This is a genomic window from Flagellimonas sp. ABD4_174 (genome assembly GCF_056160185.1).
The window spans coordinates 1,293,705-1,309,789 of record NZ_JBSWWP010000001.1 but is presented as its reverse complement, the minus strand read 5'-3'; the positions used below and the strand labels follow the sequence as shown (position 1 = coordinate 1,309,789).

At 41.0% G+C, this 16,085-nt stretch carries 12 protein-coding genes and 1 tRNA gene; 5 read left to right on the top strand and 8 right to left on the bottom strand.

What is annotated here, in order from left to right; genetic code table 11:
- Positions 1-27: 27 nt before the first annotated feature.
- Positions 28-2,214, bottom strand: a complete 2,187-nt coding sequence (locus ACXAFK_RS05750) for a glutamine synthetase III family protein (RefSeq protein ID WP_474957093.1) — start codon at positions 2,212-2,214, stop codon at positions 28-30.
- A gap of 211 nt (positions 2,215-2,425) precedes the next feature.
- On the opposite strand from ACXAFK_RS05750, the gene ACXAFK_RS05745 reads away from it, so the two are divergent.
- On the top strand, positions 2,426-3,436 hold the full coding sequence (locus tag ACXAFK_RS05745; RefSeq protein WP_224835258.1) for a glutamine synthetase beta-grasp domain-containing protein: 1,011 nt from the start codon (positions 2,426-2,428) through the stop codon (positions 3,434-3,436).
- 60 nt (positions 3,437-3,496) lie between these two features.
- Here the strand turns inward: ACXAFK_RS05745 and ACXAFK_RS05740 are convergent, their stop codons facing one another.
- Positions 3,497-4,435 carry a calcium/sodium antiporter gene (locus tag ACXAFK_RS05740; RefSeq protein ID WP_224835259.1) on the bottom strand — a complete coding sequence of 313 codons (939 nt, stop codon included), beginning with the start codon at positions 4,433-4,435 and terminating at the stop codon, positions 3,497-3,499.
- 151 nt (positions 4,436-4,586) lie between these two features.
- Here ACXAFK_RS05740 and ACXAFK_RS05735 point away from each other — a divergent pair, with 151 nt between their 5' ends.
- The 3 genes from ACXAFK_RS05735 (at position 4,587) to ACXAFK_RS05725 (ending at position 7,395) form a co-directional block, all read left to right on the top strand.
- Positions 4,587-4,946, top strand: coding sequence for a BlaI/MecI/CopY family transcriptional regulator (locus ACXAFK_RS05735; RefSeq protein ID WP_224835260.1), 360 nt, complete (start codon positions 4,587-4,589; stop codon positions 4,944-4,946).
- Entirely contained in the window at positions 4,946-6,724 is a 1,779-nt protein-coding gene (locus ACXAFK_RS05730; protein WP_474957092.1) for a M56 family metallopeptidase, read from the top strand. Before ACXAFK_RS05735 ends, ACXAFK_RS05730 begins: the two co-directional genes overlap by 1 nt.
- A 521-nt stretch (positions 6,725-7,245) precedes the next feature.
- Positions 7,246-7,395 (top strand): SsrA-binding protein, encoded by a 150-nt coding sequence (locus ACXAFK_RS05725; protein WP_474957091.1) that lies wholly within the window; start codon positions 7,246-7,248, stop codon positions 7,393-7,395.
- Here ACXAFK_RS05725 and ACXAFK_RS05720 read toward each other — a convergent pair.
- The gene (locus tag ACXAFK_RS05720; protein ID WP_224835263.1) at positions 7,392-7,904 is read right to left on the bottom strand and encodes an adenine phosphoribosyltransferase; all 513 of its coding nucleotides are present in this window, start codon (positions 7,902-7,904) and stop codon (positions 7,392-7,394) included. The two genes, ACXAFK_RS05725 and ACXAFK_RS05720, sit on opposite strands and share 4 nt — an antisense overlap.
- Positions 7,905-7,965: 61 nt before the next feature.
- On the opposite strand from ACXAFK_RS05720, the gene ACXAFK_RS05715 reads away from it, so the two are divergent.
- Positions 7,966-8,039, top strand: a tRNA-Arg gene (locus tag ACXAFK_RS05715).
- 79 nt (positions 8,040-8,118) lie between these two features.
- On the opposite strand, the gene ACXAFK_RS05710 is transcribed toward ACXAFK_RS05715, so the two are convergent.
- The 5 genes from ACXAFK_RS05710 to ACXAFK_RS05690 form a co-directional block, all read right to left on the bottom strand.
- The gene (locus ACXAFK_RS05710) at positions 8,119-9,936 is read right to left on the bottom strand and encodes a CocE/NonD family hydrolase (protein WP_474957090.1); all 1,818 of its coding nucleotides are present in this window, start codon (positions 9,934-9,936) and stop codon (positions 8,119-8,121) included.
- Positions 9,937-10,022: 86 nt separating this feature from the next.
- A complete protein-coding gene (locus tag ACXAFK_RS05705) occupies positions 10,023-10,745 on the bottom strand; it encodes a LytR/AlgR family response regulator transcription factor (RefSeq protein WP_474957089.1) in 723 nt (240 codons plus the stop codon).
- On the bottom strand, positions 10,745-11,785 hold the full coding sequence (locus ACXAFK_RS05700) for a sensor histidine kinase (RefSeq protein WP_474957088.1): 1,041 nt from the start codon (positions 11,783-11,785) through the stop codon (positions 10,745-10,747). Before ACXAFK_RS05700 ends, ACXAFK_RS05705 begins: the two co-directional genes overlap by 1 nt.
- Before the next feature lie 59 nt (positions 11,786-11,844).
- Positions 11,845-12,429, bottom strand: a complete 585-nt coding sequence (locus ACXAFK_RS05695; protein ID WP_474957087.1) for a hypothetical protein — start codon at positions 12,427-12,429, stop codon at positions 11,845-11,847.
- A gap of 568 nt (positions 12,430-12,997) precedes the next feature.
- Positions 12,998-16,075: a WD40/YVTN/BNR-like repeat-containing protein gene (locus ACXAFK_RS05690; RefSeq protein WP_474957086.1), complete on the bottom strand. Its 3,078-nt coding sequence runs from the start codon at positions 16,073-16,075 to the stop codon at positions 12,998-13,000.
- Between the last annotated feature and the right edge of the window lie 10 nt (positions 16,076-16,085).

The window sequence follows — 16,085 nt, the reverse complement described above, 5'->3', positions numbered from 1 at the left end:
TTCCATCTTTTCCTCTTTGTCACCAAACTACTTGGAGAACAATATTTCGCGATACTTGGTCAATGGCCAAAACTCGTCGGCAATCAATTTTTCCAATTTATCGGAATGCTCCCGGATCTTTTCAAAATATGGCCTCACATTATCGCAATACGCCTTGGCCTTTCTATCCGCCATGGACATGCCATTGGCACGTTTGCGTGCATCCGCCATCTCGTCGGTAAGTTTTTTTATACTAAGGATGTGTTCTCCGACCTGTTCCAAAATATTCAATTGGCTTTCTGCGACTTTTTTGTGTGCCGCCCCATATACTTCTTTTAACCCTCGAATGTTCTTTAACAACACATTTTGGTATTTTACGGCTGCAGGAATAATATGGTTGTACACCATTTCTCCCAATACCCTTCCCTCTATCTGGATATGGAAAATATAGGCACCCAACTCTACTTCCTTATGTGCTTTAAGCTCCACTTCGCTCAGTACTTTCATCTGTTTGAACAGCGAAATACTTTCTTTGGAAGTAATTACCTGTAGTGCTTCGGGAGTATTTTTGTTGATGCTCAATTTGCGCCTGCGTGCCTCTTCTTGCCACTCCAGTCCATATCCATCTCCTTCGAAACGGATACGCTTGGAGGTTTTGATATATTCTCGCAATACGTTAAAGACCGCCTCGTCCTTTTTCAGGTTTTTCTTGTCGATCAGGGTATCGACCTCCTTTTTAAAATCTGTAAGTTGCTTGGCCACAATAGTATTGAGCAAGGTCATGGGCTTGGCACAGTTGGTTTTGGCCCCAACCCCCCTCATTTCAAATTTGTTCCCAGTAAAGGCAAACGGAGAAGTTCGGTTCCTATCCGTATTGTCCAGCAGTATCTCTGGTATTTTACCTACCACATTAAGTTTGAGCTCGGTTTTTTCTTTAGGAGACAGCTTTCCCTTGGAAACCCCTTCGAGTTCGTCGAGCACATCGCTCAACTGTTTACCTATAAATATAGAAATTATTGGTGGTGGCGCTTCGTTAGCCCCCAACCTATGGTCATTGCTCGCAGATGCAATGGAAGACCTCAACAATTCCTCATAGGCATCCACCGCCTTTATGGTGTTTACAAAAAATGTAAGGAATTGAAGGTTTTTCATTGGTGTGGTTCCAGGACTCAACAGGTTTACTCCCGTATCGGTGGCCAAGGACCAGTTGTTGTGTTTTCCGGACCCATTTATTCCCGCAAATGGTTTTTCGTGGAAGAGCACGGTGAAATTGAATTTATCGGCAATTTCTTCCATAACATCCATTAATAATAGATTATGGTCTACGGAGAGATTGGCTTCTTCAAAAACCGAGGCCAATTCAAATTGGTTCGGCGCCACCTCATTATGACGGGTTTTGACGGGGATTCCCAATTTGGTGCATTCTTTTTCGAGTTCGCTCATAAATGCCAAAGCCCGGGCAGGAATCACCCCAAAATAATGATCGTCCAACTGTTGTCCTTTGGCAGAAAAACTCCCCACTAAAGTTCGCCCGGTAACCGAAAGGTCTATCCGGGATTTGGCCAAAGATTTATCGATTAAAAAATACTCTTGTTCCCAACCCAAGGTAGCATGTACTTTTCTAACATTTTTATCAAAATACTGTGCTACGGAGGTCGCCGCTTCATCCACAGCGCTCAATGCCCGCAGCAATGGCGCTTTATTATCCAACGCCTCGCCGGTATACGCCACGAATATAGTAGGTATACAAAGAGTGGTCTTATAAATAAATGCAGGAGATGTTGGGTCCCAAGCCGTATATCCTCGGGCTTCGAACGTATTTCGGATACCGCCACTGGGAAAACTGGATGCATCCGGTTCTTGCTGCACCAACTGGGCCCCTCCAAACTTCTCCATGGCCCTACCATCTGGAAGCAGATCAAAAAATGCATCCTGTTTTTCTGCTGTAGAACCTGTGAGCGGTTGAAACCAATGGGTATAATGGGTCGCTCCGACCGATAGTGCCCACGCTTTCATCCCCTCTGCTACCTGATTGGCGATTTTACGGTCGATTTTGGTTCCTTGAAATATTGCCGATTTTACGTTATCCAATGCTTCTGCAGTTAAAAACTGAAGCATTTTCTCTTCATTGAAAACATTTTTCCCAAAGAGTTCGGACCTTTTGCCCGTTTCGTTGATATTGGTATATGTTCGATTGCGGCTTTCGGTCAGTGCTTGAAATCTTGTTTGCGGCATATTGAAGTATTTTTAATTTTCAAATCTACAATTAAGAATTTAATAATTAATAATCAAAAAATTACTTTTTTGATATTTGACCCCACCTTTAAAAGGGGTATTTTAAACATTAAACGAAAATTTGTGATTTTACCCCCTCAAAATACAGATATTCCATCGAAACAATTATTTTTGTGAATCATAAAATATAAAACGATTAACTACCGGAATTATGAGCAAATCTAAATTAGAGTATCTATGGTTGGATGGATATGACCCAACAGCCAACATCAGAAGTAAGACCAGAATAGAAGAAAACTTCAGCGGCAAACTAGAAGATTGCCCTATGTGGTCTTTTGACGGTTCATCCACAAAACAGGCAGAAGGTGGTAATTCCGACTGTTTATTGAAACCCGTTGCCATTTATCCAGATCCAGCCAGAAGAAATGGTTTTTTGGTAATGACAGAGGTTTTAAATCCGGATGGAACGCCTCATGCCAGTAATTCGAGGGCGACCATAGACGATGCCGATCACGATTTCTGGTTTGGTTTTGAACAAGAGTACTTTATAATGGATACGGCCACCCAGCTGCCGTTAGGCTTCCCCGTTGGCGGTTATCCGGGTCCACAAGGATTATACTATTGTTCCGTAGGTGGTAAAAATACTTGGGGCAGGGATCTTGTTGAGGAACACGCCGACCTTTGTTTGGATGCTGGTCTTCAGTTCGAAGGTATTAACCAAGAGGTTGCTGCCGGGCAGTGGGAGTTCCAATTGTTCGCCAAAGGCGCCAAAAAGGCCGGAGACGAGATTTGGGTCGCACGTTACCTATTACAGAGATTGACAGAAAGTTACGGATACTATATTGAGTACCACCCAAAACCGATCAAAGGGGATTGGAACGGTTCCGGTATGCACGCCAACTTCTCCAATACGTTGTTGAGGACCTGTGGATCAAAAGAAACATATGAAAAAGTATGTGAGGCTTTCCGCCCGGTTACCAAAGAGCATATTGCCGTTTATGGTGAATTTAACGATGAAAGATTGACCGGACAGCACGAAACAGCTTCCATTAAGGACTTTAGTTACGGTGTTTCCGATAGAGGTGCCTCTATCAGGATTCCGATTATGACCGTGGAAAAGGGCTGGAAAGGATGGTTGGAAGACAGAAGACCTGCTTCCAATGCCGACCCTTATAAGGTAGCTGCCAGAATTATTAAAACGGTTAAATCCGCGGATATATAAGTACACATATTAATTAGTTGTTGATTATATATGAAAACCGTCCCACATTTGGGGCGGTTTTTATTTTATGGTCATATATATAAATACCACATAGAAGGTTAAAAGGATTAAACCATCTCTCCAGCCCAACCGTAATCCTTTTGGAAAAAACACCAATGGAAAAATAAGAAAAGATATCCCAAGCATCCAAAAGATATCGCTGGACAACAACCCCTCGTCCATTACGGTTATCGGGGTAATTATCGAAGTTATTCCCAATACTGCGAGCAGATTAAAAATATTGGACCCGATCAAATTCCCTAAAGAAATCGCTTTTTCCTGTTTGATCACCGCGATTACCGATGCTGCCAACTCCGGAATACTGGTTCCTACGGACACTATGGTTATCCCAATTACACGATCACTTACTCCAAAGGAGGACGCCAGACCCACTGCACCATCAATAAGCAGCTCGGAACCTCCCCAAAGTGCAGTTCCCCCTATTCCCAGAAACAGGACTATTTTATACAATGGCAAAGGAACATCGTCCTCCGGCATTTCGTCCACTACCGCTGTTTTTTGAAACCTCAGCAAGTAAACAAGGAACACAAATAGCAAGGATACCATTATGATCCCTTCATATTGTTCCAGAACCCCATCAAAATAAATAAAGCCACAAAACAACAACGAAGCAACGATCATAACCGGCCAATCGGTAGTGTAAAAACTTTTACGCACATCTATACTTCCCATTATTACGGTAATGGCCAAAACCAGTCCCAGATTTGCGATATTGGACCCCACAACATTGCCTAGGGATAGGTCCGGAAACCCATCCAAAGCAGCCTTAATGCTTACAATAAGCTCAGGGGCAGAGGTAGCAAAGGACACCACCGTCATACCAATAACAATTTTAGGGATATAGAGCCGCAAGGACAGGGCTACCGCCGATTTTAACAACCAATTTCCACCTGCTATAAGCAGAACCAATCCTAAAACAATAAAAAGTAGATTTCCCAAAAACGTATGATTTGCATACAAATATAATGGAAGAATAACTCACCCAAGAAGGTTATAACAAAAATAAAAACTACTTTTTTAGTTAATAAACTATAAAAATAGTTGCTTAACTATAAGATTAGTATTATGTTTGGGCAACAAATACAGTATTATGCAAAAATTGACCAACAAGGAAGAGGAAATCATGAAAATTCTCTGGGAGCTCAAAAAAGCGTTTGTAAAAGAAATTCTTGAGGAAATTAGAGGTGAAAAACCTCATTACAACACCTTGTCCACCATAGTTAGAAACCTACAGGAAAAAGGATTCGTAGACCACGAAGCGTTCGGTAACACCCATCGGTATTTCCCTTTGATCACCAAAGAACAGTACCGCAAAAAATATGTGAATGCCGCAATTGCCGATTACTATAACGACTCTTTTAAGAGTTTGGTCTCACATTTTGCACAAGAAGAAAAGATATCGGTTTCCGAGCTAAAAGAGATTATTGACCTAATTGAAAAGAAAAAGTAATGGAAACCATTCTACTATATATTTTACAATCCTTTCTTGTGGCCGGTGGTTTTTTGGCGGTGTACCATATTTTTCTAAAAAAGGAGACCCTTTTTATGGAGAATCGGCTTTTTTTGGTTGCAGGCCTGGTACTGTCCTTTATCTTTCCATTACTTAAAATTCAGCAAACCGTTGTTGCGGCCCAACCTATTTTAGTGCAAGTTGGTGAAACCTCCTCTCAAGTTCACGCCACAACAGGTCAAAATGGCTTTATTGTCCCCGAGGGTTTAATCATAGCCTTATACTTATCGGTCGTCATTTTATTATTTATAAAATTCATTACAAGGTTGCTTTCGCTAAGAAAGCTATCCAGAACCGCAAATATTAAAAAGGAAAGTCCGTATGTTCATATGATTACGGAAAAGCGGATTTCCCCCTTCTCGTTCTTCAATTATATTTTTTATAATCCGCGATTGTTCGAACCAAACGAACTACGCTCGGTTTTGGAACACGAAAAGGTCCATGCAAGACAATATCACACCTTGGATATTCTATTATTGGAAGTTTTAAAGATAGTTTTCTGGTTCAATCCAATTCTATGGTTGTATCAAAGTGCAATAAAACAGAACCTAGAGTATTTGGCGGATCATTACGCCGTGGAAGAAACGGACAACAAAAAATCCTACCAGTACCTTATGCTTAAACAGGCGGTCGATCAAAAAGAATACACATTGGCCAACTCATTTTATAATTCATTAATCAAAAAACGAATAGTCATGTTAAATCAAAATCAATCGAAAAAAATCAACATTCTTAAAACATTGGCCGTAATGCCCCTATTGGGATTGCTGCTGGTGAGTTTCAATATTGAGAAAAAATATCTTTATAAAGATTCCGTCACCCTCGATAACGTTATGGTAAAAGAAACACCAAAAGACGACAAGATGGTAGAGCTAACCATTGACAAGAACACCACAGATGCGGATTTGGACAACATTAAAAAAGATTTGGCCAAAGAGGGTGTGGACTTTAGCTATACCACAGTAAGGAACGACGACGGCGAAATTATTTCTATCTCGTTGAACCTAAGCGGAAAAAACGCAAACGGTAAAGACTTTAGTGGGAATTACAACTCAAATTCCGATAGTCCGATCAACCCTATAACCGTACTTTACGATGATACGAACAATGCTGTCTCCTTTTGGAACGCAAAAAAGAAAAGTAAGGTTAAAATCCATAGAACGGATGATAGTGACGTCTCATGGAGTACGGATGACGAAAAAGAAATTATCGTAAAAAAAGTAGATGGTAAAAAGAAGGTATTCGTCAATGGTGAGGAGGTCAATGAAGATAAGCTACATACCATGGATATACATTTAGATGAGGATAGTGATCAAGAAAGTGTTTTTATAGTCAAACAAAAAGGCAACGGAAAGAAGAATGTAAAAATTGAGAAAATTGGAAAAAAGAAAGACGGTGCATTTGTAATGAAAATGATTGACGACAAGGATGTGGACATTGAGAATAAAACAAATGTAATGGTCATTAGGGATTCCGATGATGACGAGGATATCGAAGTCAGCGGTGATGACTCGAACTTCCTTTTTATAAGTTCTGATGACAAAGGTCGACCACTGTATATTGTGGATGGTAAAAAAACAAAACAAAAAATGGTCAATAAAATATCACCATCCGATATTGAAAATGTAACCGTTTTAAAGGGAGACCCTGCTATTGAAAAATATGGTAAAAAAGCTACAAATGGAGTGGTTGAGATAACCACCAAAAAAAATAAATAATTCCTTTTTAAACCATAAAAACTTAATGTTGAATGAGTCGCTTTTTTTAGCGGCTCTTTTTTTATCGAGAAACGAAACAGCTAAAAATAGCGCTTTTTTAAACGAAAGCTCCCTAGGTTTTGGCAAACCTATTAAAAGACCCCCTACAATTCTAACATTATTTAACCACATAAACACTTATAGGTTACATATATTAATTATTACCAAGCACCAAGATTACACTTATAGCAGCTTACCGTTTTAAAAGATTCAATCTCGTATTCAATTGCATAGATTTTTACTCAATTGCTTGGAAGCATGACTTTTATCATTCTATATTCGAAAAACATACAAGCAAAATAGTTGTTTGTTCAACATTTAAACCAATCTAATAAATGATCGCAATCGTAAAGTTTTTCATCGCTCTTTTAATGCAACTCCTGACTCTAATTTTTATTTAAAAAACACCGAGCTACCTGCAACCTTATAAGATATAACCTATAAGTTGCTTTGCCTATATTTGTCCTAAACCCAATTAATTTATGTTTTACAAGGTTTTGGCCAAAATAAACAAGTTTATTCTCCCGTCATATTCTAAAAAGGGACTGGATCTATCCAAGGCAAGTAAATTGCAGCTAGCGATAATCGGGTGGCGCTATTTTGTAACCACCAAGGCTTTGGACAATAATTAATATCTCAAGAGAGCTTTTACAGGATAACCGTTGAGCTTATCGCCCCCCTTTAAAAAGGAAAGTTCGATTAGAAAATTGCACTGGACCACCTCTCCCCCTAGCTTCTCCACTAATTTACATACGGCTTCGGCAGTCCCACCTGTTGCCAGTACATCGTCGTGCACCAACACCTTGTCACCTTCCTCAATGGCGTCCGCGTGGATTTCCAAGATCCCCTTTCCATATTCCAGATCATAGGACTCAGAAATAGTCGTATAAGGTAGCTTTCCTGATTTTCGGACAGTTACAAAACCAGCACCTAGTTTTTCGGCCAACATGGGAGCAAAAATAAATCCTCGGCTGTCCACCCCTACTACTTTATCAATTTTCGTATTGCCAATAAACCCCACCAAGGCGTTGGCCGCCTTTTGCAGCGCTGTGGCATTTTTTAATAGGGGCGTTATATCCTTAAAAGTCACTCCCGGTTTTGGGAAGTCCTTAATATCACGAATGTAGGGTTCAAAATCCATTTTTGTTCGCTAGGGTTTTGTGGTAAAGTTAAAAAGAAATATATTTGCAGCCCTTAAATAAGGCCGCGTGGCGCAACTGAATAGCGCATCTGATTACGGCTCAGAAGGTTGCAGGTTTGAATCCTGCCGCGGTCACAAAAAAGGAGCTATTAAAAATAGCTCCTTTTTTATTTCTGGCACCCCTGTATATTGATCACCTACATTTCCAATCGTATTACTTATCTATCCTTAACGGTATTTCAATATAACCATCCCCATACCATTTAATGATCAAAGGCTCTTTCGCATCATTGATGGTTTCTTCGCTGACATTTTTTCCCGTTCCATAATTTATTTCCGTAAAGGGTTCTTTGTTTCCGTTGACGACCACTACCAAACGACTGCCCTTGCTTATCTTTTTACTGGTGATCCGCACAATGCCAAAAGGAAGTTTTGTTTTTTTGTTGGGGGTCAACAACTGCCGTTTCTCAAGACTATGTGCAAAACTGGCTCTAGCCTTATAGGGCAATGTCAAGGCAAAGAATTTACCATCTGGGGTCTGTTCAAACAAGACTACCGTATAATCAAAATCTTTTTTGTTAATGGACACCAAAATTTCGCCACCAAAGGATCCGTTCAATTCAACATCGGATTCAAAAGGTTGGGTGATAAAAGAAAAACCACCGCCAACCATAAGGCTATCCGCAACAATAGCCCGCCATCCGCTCGAATTCCAAGTTCGATTGCTACGGTCTGTGAAATCTATGACCTGTTCCAAATATTCGCTGGAATCCAAGGGTTGCTGGGAGAGAGTGTAATGTTCATCCTTGTCATTGTTTCCCGTTCCAAACAAAGATGCGAAAGTTACACCCGAACGCCCATTGCCTAAATAATACTTTAAAGTATCAGTTGCCATGGCCTGCAAAGAAGGGGCATGACCCCATTTGTTCGCTCCCATTACCTGATAATTGATTTTATCCTGTAACAATGCTGGTTTGGCTTTTCCTTTTAAAATATGATCAAACCACTCAAAGATCAAGCTTGTGATATCAATTTGGGCCACTGGATCAATATCGTATCCCATAATATGACGATTAGGTTTCTCCTGGGCCCCAAAATGGGTGTAGGGTCCAATTACTAGATAATGTGCTGCATTTGTATTGAATTTGGTATGTTCTTTTAAATAAAACTGTGTTCCCACTTGCCCCCCATCATAATATCCAGTCGTGGCCAAAACAGGAATATTGATATGGGCAAATTCTTCTTTGTAGGGCATCATGTTTTGCCAATAATTATCATATGTTGGGTGTAATAAGCGCTCTCGAAACTGTGGATTGGGTAATCCATCCAAGCTATCCATTGCTTTGTAAGCTACGCCGGTTTCAAACCATTTCATGTTCAAATTGTTCCAACGTTGCCAATTGTTATACAAAGTGGTGTCCAAATACTTGTTGTTGGACACATAATGGTTCCAAGGATAATGAAAGTTCCAATGAATGCCATTCTCCATAGGTTCGGCTATACCGGGTGCTGCCGAAACGGAGGGCACAATAGTTTTAAGCGCTGAATGTACCTTGTACTTTACCGCGGCCCATTGGGTAAACCCCACGTAACTTCCACCGTACATCCCCACCTTTTGATTGCTCCAATCCTGTTTGCTGATCCAGTCGATTACTTCATACGCATCTTTTGCCTCATATTTATAGGGTACAATCGAATCCGGGCTCAATCCTTTGCCTCGGGTGTACGAAACCACACCTATATACCCATGATCGGCCGCCATTTTTGCCCTGTCCAGGTCATTTTTACGGGCATAAATGGTGTGGAACAAAATAGTTGGGGCTGGCTCCTCCAATTCGGAATTTCGAACGATGACTGCGTGGATATTTGCGCCATCGGCTGTTGGGATCAAAATACTATCCTGAACCAGATAGGATGAATTATTTTCGGTAATGATTCTAGGGGGCCGAACTTGATTTTGCTCCTTGCAAGAAGCAAAAAAAACAAGGACCGTTGCAATACCAAAAGCTATTAAACTGATTGATTTTTTCATTTTGATTGATGTTAGGATTGGGACATAGATGTCCTACTGCTGTATGCGTTTTTTGTTCGTTTTTGAATGTGATTGTTTGTAAATAACTACAAACTATTTCGTTTTTTGAAGCTTACGGATTGCCTACTCGATAGATCAACAATTTCCCCCGTGGTCAATACAAGTCGTAGTTTGTTATTAAAATAGGGCTGAATTTCCTTAATGTACTCGGTGTTGATGATCTGACTTCTATTTGCCCTAAAAAAAATATCGGGGTCCAATCTCTTCTCCAATTGGTTCAACGAGCGTTTGATCATAGGTTTTTCATCACCAAAATATAGCCGCGCATAGTTGTCCATGGACTCGATTAAACTAACTTCCGCCAATGCAATAAAGTACACCTTTTCGCCATCTTTAATAAAGATTTTTTGATGGCTCGCCAAGGGTACCTTCTGCTCTTCTTCCTGCTTTTTAAACTCAAGCTTTACTTTTTCGATGGTTTTGGCAAAACGTTCTTCCCGAAGCGGTTTTACCAAATAGTCCAGTGCATTTACTTCAAAGGCCTGAACCGCATATTGATCATAAGCAGTCGTGAACACCACTTCTGGGACAGTTCCCAACTCCTCCAATAAATCAAAACCTGATTTTCCGGGCATGTGGATGTCCAAAAAAATGAGGTCCGGCTGTTCCTTTTCCACCAATACTTTCGCTACTTCCACATTGTTTGCCTCCCCAATTATGGTAAATTCCGGATAGTGATCCAGTGCTCTTCGTACCTCTTCACGAGCCAAGCGTTCATCATCTATGATCAATGTTCTATAGTTGCCCATTATTTTTCAATTGGAATTAGTAAAGTGGCCAGAACCTCATTTTCCGAAGGCGTTGCAATCTCGATCTTCGCTAGACCATCATATTGCAACAAAAGGCGTTCACTTAGATTTTTAAGCCCTACTCCCGCATCTTCTCCTTTTAAGAAGACCCCAGGATTCTTTACCTGAACCACGACATAACCTTCCTTTTTTTGAACTGAAATATCTACCGTACCTCCTTGTATTTGTTTGTCCACCCCATGCTTTATGGCGTTCTCCACCAATAGTTGGATACTCAAAGGTGGAATTTTTACTTTATCGAGGGATTTGTCAAGGTTCATATTAATGGTCAATCGTTCTTCAAACCGAAGCTTTTCCAACTCCACATAATCGTTTACCAAAGCCATTTCTTCGGCTATGGAAATGGTCAAGTGCTCCTTATCGTAGAGCGATGTACGCAATAGATCGGACAACAAATCGATGGCCCTTCTTGCTCCGGTCGGGTTCTCAACAACCAGCGCCTTGATCGAGTTCAAAGAATTGAACAAGAAATGAGGATTGAGCTGTGCCGATAAATTATCCAACTGACTTTGCTTTGCTTTGATGGTAAGTTGGGCATTTACTTTTGTCGTATTTACTTCCCTCATATAAAAATGATACGCGTGATAGGCGAGTACCCAAATTGCCATATGCCTCAAACCTGTGATCAATACCGGGTTCCAAACCAAGATATTTTCCACGAAGACATTTGCCTTATTGACCAAATAGATATATGCCGATGTTTTTAAATTCATGAGCTGCATGAACAAAACGGCCAAAATCAATATGGATGGTATGAGCTTTTTCAACAATGGTCTAATGCCCATTTGATTCCATTTAAAATGCAATGCTATGGTCCTATATGCGTGGGTAAGCCCAATGCAGATAGAAACATCGAGCACATAGTTGATCATGGCATGGGAAACGGTAAATCGGTCTCTGTCCAGTGCAATATAAAGCCACAACAAGGATACCACGCCCCAACCTATAAGTTGGCATTTCCAATAAAGTGATAATCCCATATGTGTGCCTTTATTTTCCAATGCTCGTATTTGAAATGTACTTTATCCTAAAAAAAATATTACTCCCCGGCTTTTGAATAACTGGTCAATTCATTGGTATACAAACCATAACCATCATCATTTATATGTTTGATGTATGTTTTCAATGCTGGGGCATACCACCAAATATCGGTCATCTCACCCTTAAAACCTCTTGAATTTGTCACAATCCCTTTATATTCAATTTTATAGGCCTCGAATTTCCCTGCTTCTACATTCAGCTCTTCAAAGGAAACAACTTCAACATCCTGACTGGTTTTTCCGGTGGTTCCCTCGTTGTTCGCCCATTCGGAAATATACTTCCATTTTTTTCCTACTTGCAAAGGCCAACTCCTAAATGGTGTACTGCTCTGGTTTTTATTTATTTCAGTTGGAATTTGAAGGGTATCCGTTCCGTTCCAAAGCCCCAAAGTACTCTTGTATTTAACAACTTTTTGTACATCCTCGCCTTCTGCCCGAACTTCACCATCCACTTTTCGTTCCCATTTCCAAGTCCATTTTTCTCCCATTTGGTAATCTTTCACAATGGGTTCATTGGTCTTTTTTGATGCACAGCTAGTGAAAATCAATACCAATACAAGTTTTGCAATTACTCCTTTTCTCATTTGTTCGTTTTTTGATTGATGAATAACTTGATACAAAGCAATGAAAATCATCCTACTCTGTATAGTAAAAGTACAGGAGTGCAGGTTTATGGGGTTAAATGGCAGAAAATAGTTGGTAACCCGACGTACCAATAAGCTTTAATATAAATAGATGAACCCTTTACACTCACTGAATACTATCAGTTGATACCATACAAGGATTTACAATACCGCCTTTTTTTGGTTTGACCCTGTTCAATTAAAACAAAAAACAAACTATAAGATTTAGTTTACCTTTTTATTTCTGTTAATTTTAGATGCGTTGATACCCGATTTCCCCTCTAACAAGCTTTTAAAGGTTTCTTTAAGTTTTTGAACGATTTCCTTCTTGTTTTACCATCCTTAAAAAACACGATTGAAATTGTCTCAAAAAGTATGTATCGCGACCTTTACACTCTCATAGAAACAATTGATCCCCCTAAAATTAGGGGGATCGTTACGATTGAAGTTTTGGGTCAATCGATAAACAAGAGGTCAAAACTTAACACCTTACGTATAAGGTTTTGGATTGTTGTTTAGCTAATTCATTTTAACCCTTGATTTTCTTCGCCATTTTTTTCTCCAAATTCAACGCATTCAGTTCGTCCAATAATTTTGCCAGTTCTTGACTCAGCTCTTCGTAAACTTGGTAGGCACCATTGGTAGGTTTTGATTCTGCGCTATCCACTATTAAACTAAGGCTGGCCAACTTGTTGTTCAATTTTATAGGATAGTTTAAAGGGTCCTGATTACTTTCATTTTTGACCTGGTACAATTCACTTTCTATGGCATCCAATTTTTTTAATGTGGATTTTCTGATATCGTCCCCCATTTCCTTTTTGTATTTTCGGATGGCGATAACAGCTTCGTTGGCCTCGCTTAATTTGTTCCTTAAATTCATTAAAAGGTCAAATTGCTTTTTAAGATCGGCCGAACTCACGTTCTTCACCCTTGGATCCATTTTCACTTCAAATTCTTTGGTCTCGCTTTTGCCATCTGCGGTTATCCTTACCTGATATTTTCCAGGAAGGGCCATTGGACCTCTTTTAGGGCGTGCAGACCACAGGATCATTTTATCGAAAACAGTGGCGCCTGGATAACGAAGGTCCCAGTTAAAGGTGTTCAGCCCCATGTGAGTAGTGGGCACATCCTTATCTTTTTTCTTCTTGCCTTCTTCTTCCTCGTTCTTATCCTTCTCTTCGGTTGCCATTTCCTCGTTAGGATCTTTGGGGGCAAACTTTCTGATTACATTTCCAGATCCATCCAAAATCTCGATGGTTACCTCATTGGCCTCTTTACCCAAATAGTACTGAAAAACAGCATCTTGCACTCGTCTTACTGAATAATACGGGGTGTACACATGCAGATCTTTCTGCAAAATATCTTCTTTGTACTCACGTATCGGGGATATATCATCCAAAATCCACATAGATCTACCATGGGTTGCAATAGCAATGTCCTTTTCGGTAACGACTAGATCGCGCACAGCTACATCGGGTAGGTTCAACTGGAACGATTTCCAATTTTCCCCCGCATCAAAAGACACATACATTCCGTGTTCGGTACCTGCATAAAGCAATCCGGGCACTTGTATATCTTCTCGAACGGCATGTACATAATGACCATCTGCAATACCATTGATGATCTTGGTCCAAGTGGCACCGTAATCGGTAGTTTTGTAGATATATGGGGCACGGTCGTTCATTTGATACCTTTTTATCGCAACATAAGCTGTACCGGCATGATGCCTTGAAGCATCGATAATACTGATTCTTGAGTGTTTCGGCACATCGGGAGGCGTTATATTTTCCCAAGATTTACCATGGTTTCGGGTAATGTGCAACATTCCATCATCTGAGCCTGCCCAAATAGTATTCACATCATGGTACGAAGGTGCCAATGCATAAACAGTGGCATACAATTCGGGACCACTCATATCCAGGGTAACGACCCCTCCGCTTTCCCCCATGGTCTCCGGGTCGGCATAAGTTAGGTCTGGACTGATTTTTTCCCAGGATTGCCCACGATCGTTGGAGACCCATACGTGTTGGGAAGTTACGTAAAGTCTATCCGAATCCAGTGGGGAAAATACTATAGGATAGGTCCAATGTACACGCTCGGGCAAAGTTTCTGCCGGTTCACCCATAAAATAACGTGGATATGGCTCAATTCTCCTACTTTCTCCTGTTCTCCTATTATAGCGGGTAAGTACTCCGGAATAACTGCCCGCATAGAAAACATCCAGGTCTTCCGGGTCTTGGGTTATATATCCGCTCTCACCTCCACCAACGGCATAATGGGGCGTGGATTTTTTTAAAGTGTTTGTTCTTGCCGTTAAAAAGTTCCACCCTTCGCTCGGGACAGCAATGGTGCTATTGTCTTGCTGGGCACCTGCCACAAAATATGGAAAATCGTTCGTCGCAGTAATATGGTAAAGTTGAGCGGTCGGAAAATTTTCATCTGTCCAAGTTTTACCGCCATTTACCGAAATAGTTCCTCCTCCATCGTTCGCCTGTGCCATACGCATTGGATTGTTAGGGTCTATCCATAGATCATGGTTGTCGCCATGTGGCACTTTAATCTCTGTATCGAACTTTTCTCCACCGTCGGTTGATTTCCAGAAATTTACATTGAGCACATAAACCACATCCTTGTCCTTTGGATCTGCATAAATACGTGTATAGTAAAATGCCCGCTGACGCAATTTTCGTTCGTTGTTGGTCTGTTTCCAAGTTTTTCCCCCATCATCTGAACGAAAAACACCGCCGTTATTGGCTTCGATTATGGCCCAAACACGGTTGGAATCTACCGGGGATACAGTTACCCCTATTTTACCGATCGGGGCTTCTGGCATTCCTGGTAAATTGCTCAGCTCTTCCCAGCTATCACCTCCATCGGTGGATTTAAACAGGGCAGATGCTCCACCACCTCCCCACATTTTCCACGGGGTTCTGTATACTTCCCAGATAGAAGCGTAAATCGTATTTGGATCGGAAGGATCCAAGATCAAATCGGCCGCACCTGCTTTTGGGCCCTTGTACAGGATTTTTTTCCAGGTGTCCCCCCCATCTGTGGTTTTAAACACACCTCTTTCTTCGTTTGGACCAAAAGGATGCCCCAAAACTGCTGCATATACAATATCGGGGTTGGTCGGGTGGATCCGTATCCTCGAAATGGTCTGCGAATCTTTTAAACCGGCATGTACCCAGATTTTTCCCGCATCGGTGGATTTGTAAACACCATCACCCTGCATTATGTTGCCTCTAAACTCTGACTCTCCCGTACCAATGTATACGATATCCGGGTCACTATCGGCCACATCCACCGCGCCTACAGAGGACGAATTGATCTGTCCGTCGGTAACTGGGTCCCATGTGTTACCTCCATCGGTGGTTTTCCAAAGTCCTCCGCCGGTAGCACCAAAATAGTATTCGTTCTGTCGGTCCGCGTGACCTGCAATACCAATGGAACGTCCGCCACGGTATGGCCCTGCTACGCGATATTCCATGGATTTAAAAAGTGTAGTGTCCAAAGGTTTGTTCTGCGCCTGTGCATTTGTACCCAAAAGTGAGATACAGAAGCCCAAACCACTTAGTGCAATATGTTTTATCTTTTTAAAGTGTTTCATAATTGTTGTT

Bases quoted from the DNA above. Each gene is read 5' to 3' on its own strand.
- ACXAFK_RS05750 (WP_474957093.1), bottom strand. From the start codon at position 2,214: ATGCCGCAAACAAGATTTCAAGCACTGACCGAAAGCCGCAATCGAACA.
- ACXAFK_RS05745 (WP_224835258.1), top strand. From the start codon at position 2,426: ATGAGCAAATCTAAATTAGAGTATCTATGGTTGGATGGATATGACCCA.
- ACXAFK_RS05735 (WP_224835260.1), top strand. From the start codon at position 4,587: ATGCAAAAATTGACCAACAAGGAAGAGGAAATCATGAAAATTCTCTGG.
- ACXAFK_RS05730 (WP_474957092.1), top strand. From the start codon at position 4,946: ATGGAAACCATTCTACTATATATTTTACAATCCTTTCTTGTGGCCGGT.
- ACXAFK_RS05725 (WP_474957091.1), top strand. From the start codon at position 7,246: ATGTTTTACAAGGTTTTGGCCAAAATAAACAAGTTTATTCTCCCGTCA.
- ACXAFK_RS05720 (WP_224835263.1), bottom strand. From the start codon at position 7,904: ATGGATTTTGAACCCTACATTCGTGATATTAAGGACTTCCCAAAACCG.
- ACXAFK_RS05710 (WP_474957090.1), bottom strand. From the start codon at position 9,936: ATGAAAAAATCAATCAGTTTAATAGCTTTTGGTATTGCAACGGTCCTT.
- ACXAFK_RS05705 (WP_474957089.1), bottom strand. From the start codon at position 10,745: ATGGGCAACTATAGAACATTGATCATAGATGATGAACGCTTGGCTCGT.
- ACXAFK_RS05700 (WP_474957088.1), bottom strand. From the start codon at position 11,785: ATGGGATTATCACTTTATTGGAAATGCCAACTTATAGGTTGGGGCGTG.
- ACXAFK_RS05695 (WP_474957087.1), bottom strand. From the start codon at position 12,429: ATGAGAAAAGGAGTAATTGCAAAACTTGTATTGGTATTGATTTTCACT.
- ACXAFK_RS05690 (WP_474957086.1), bottom strand. From the start codon at position 16,075: ATGAAACACTTTAAAAAGATAAAACATATTGCACTAAGTGGTTTGGGC.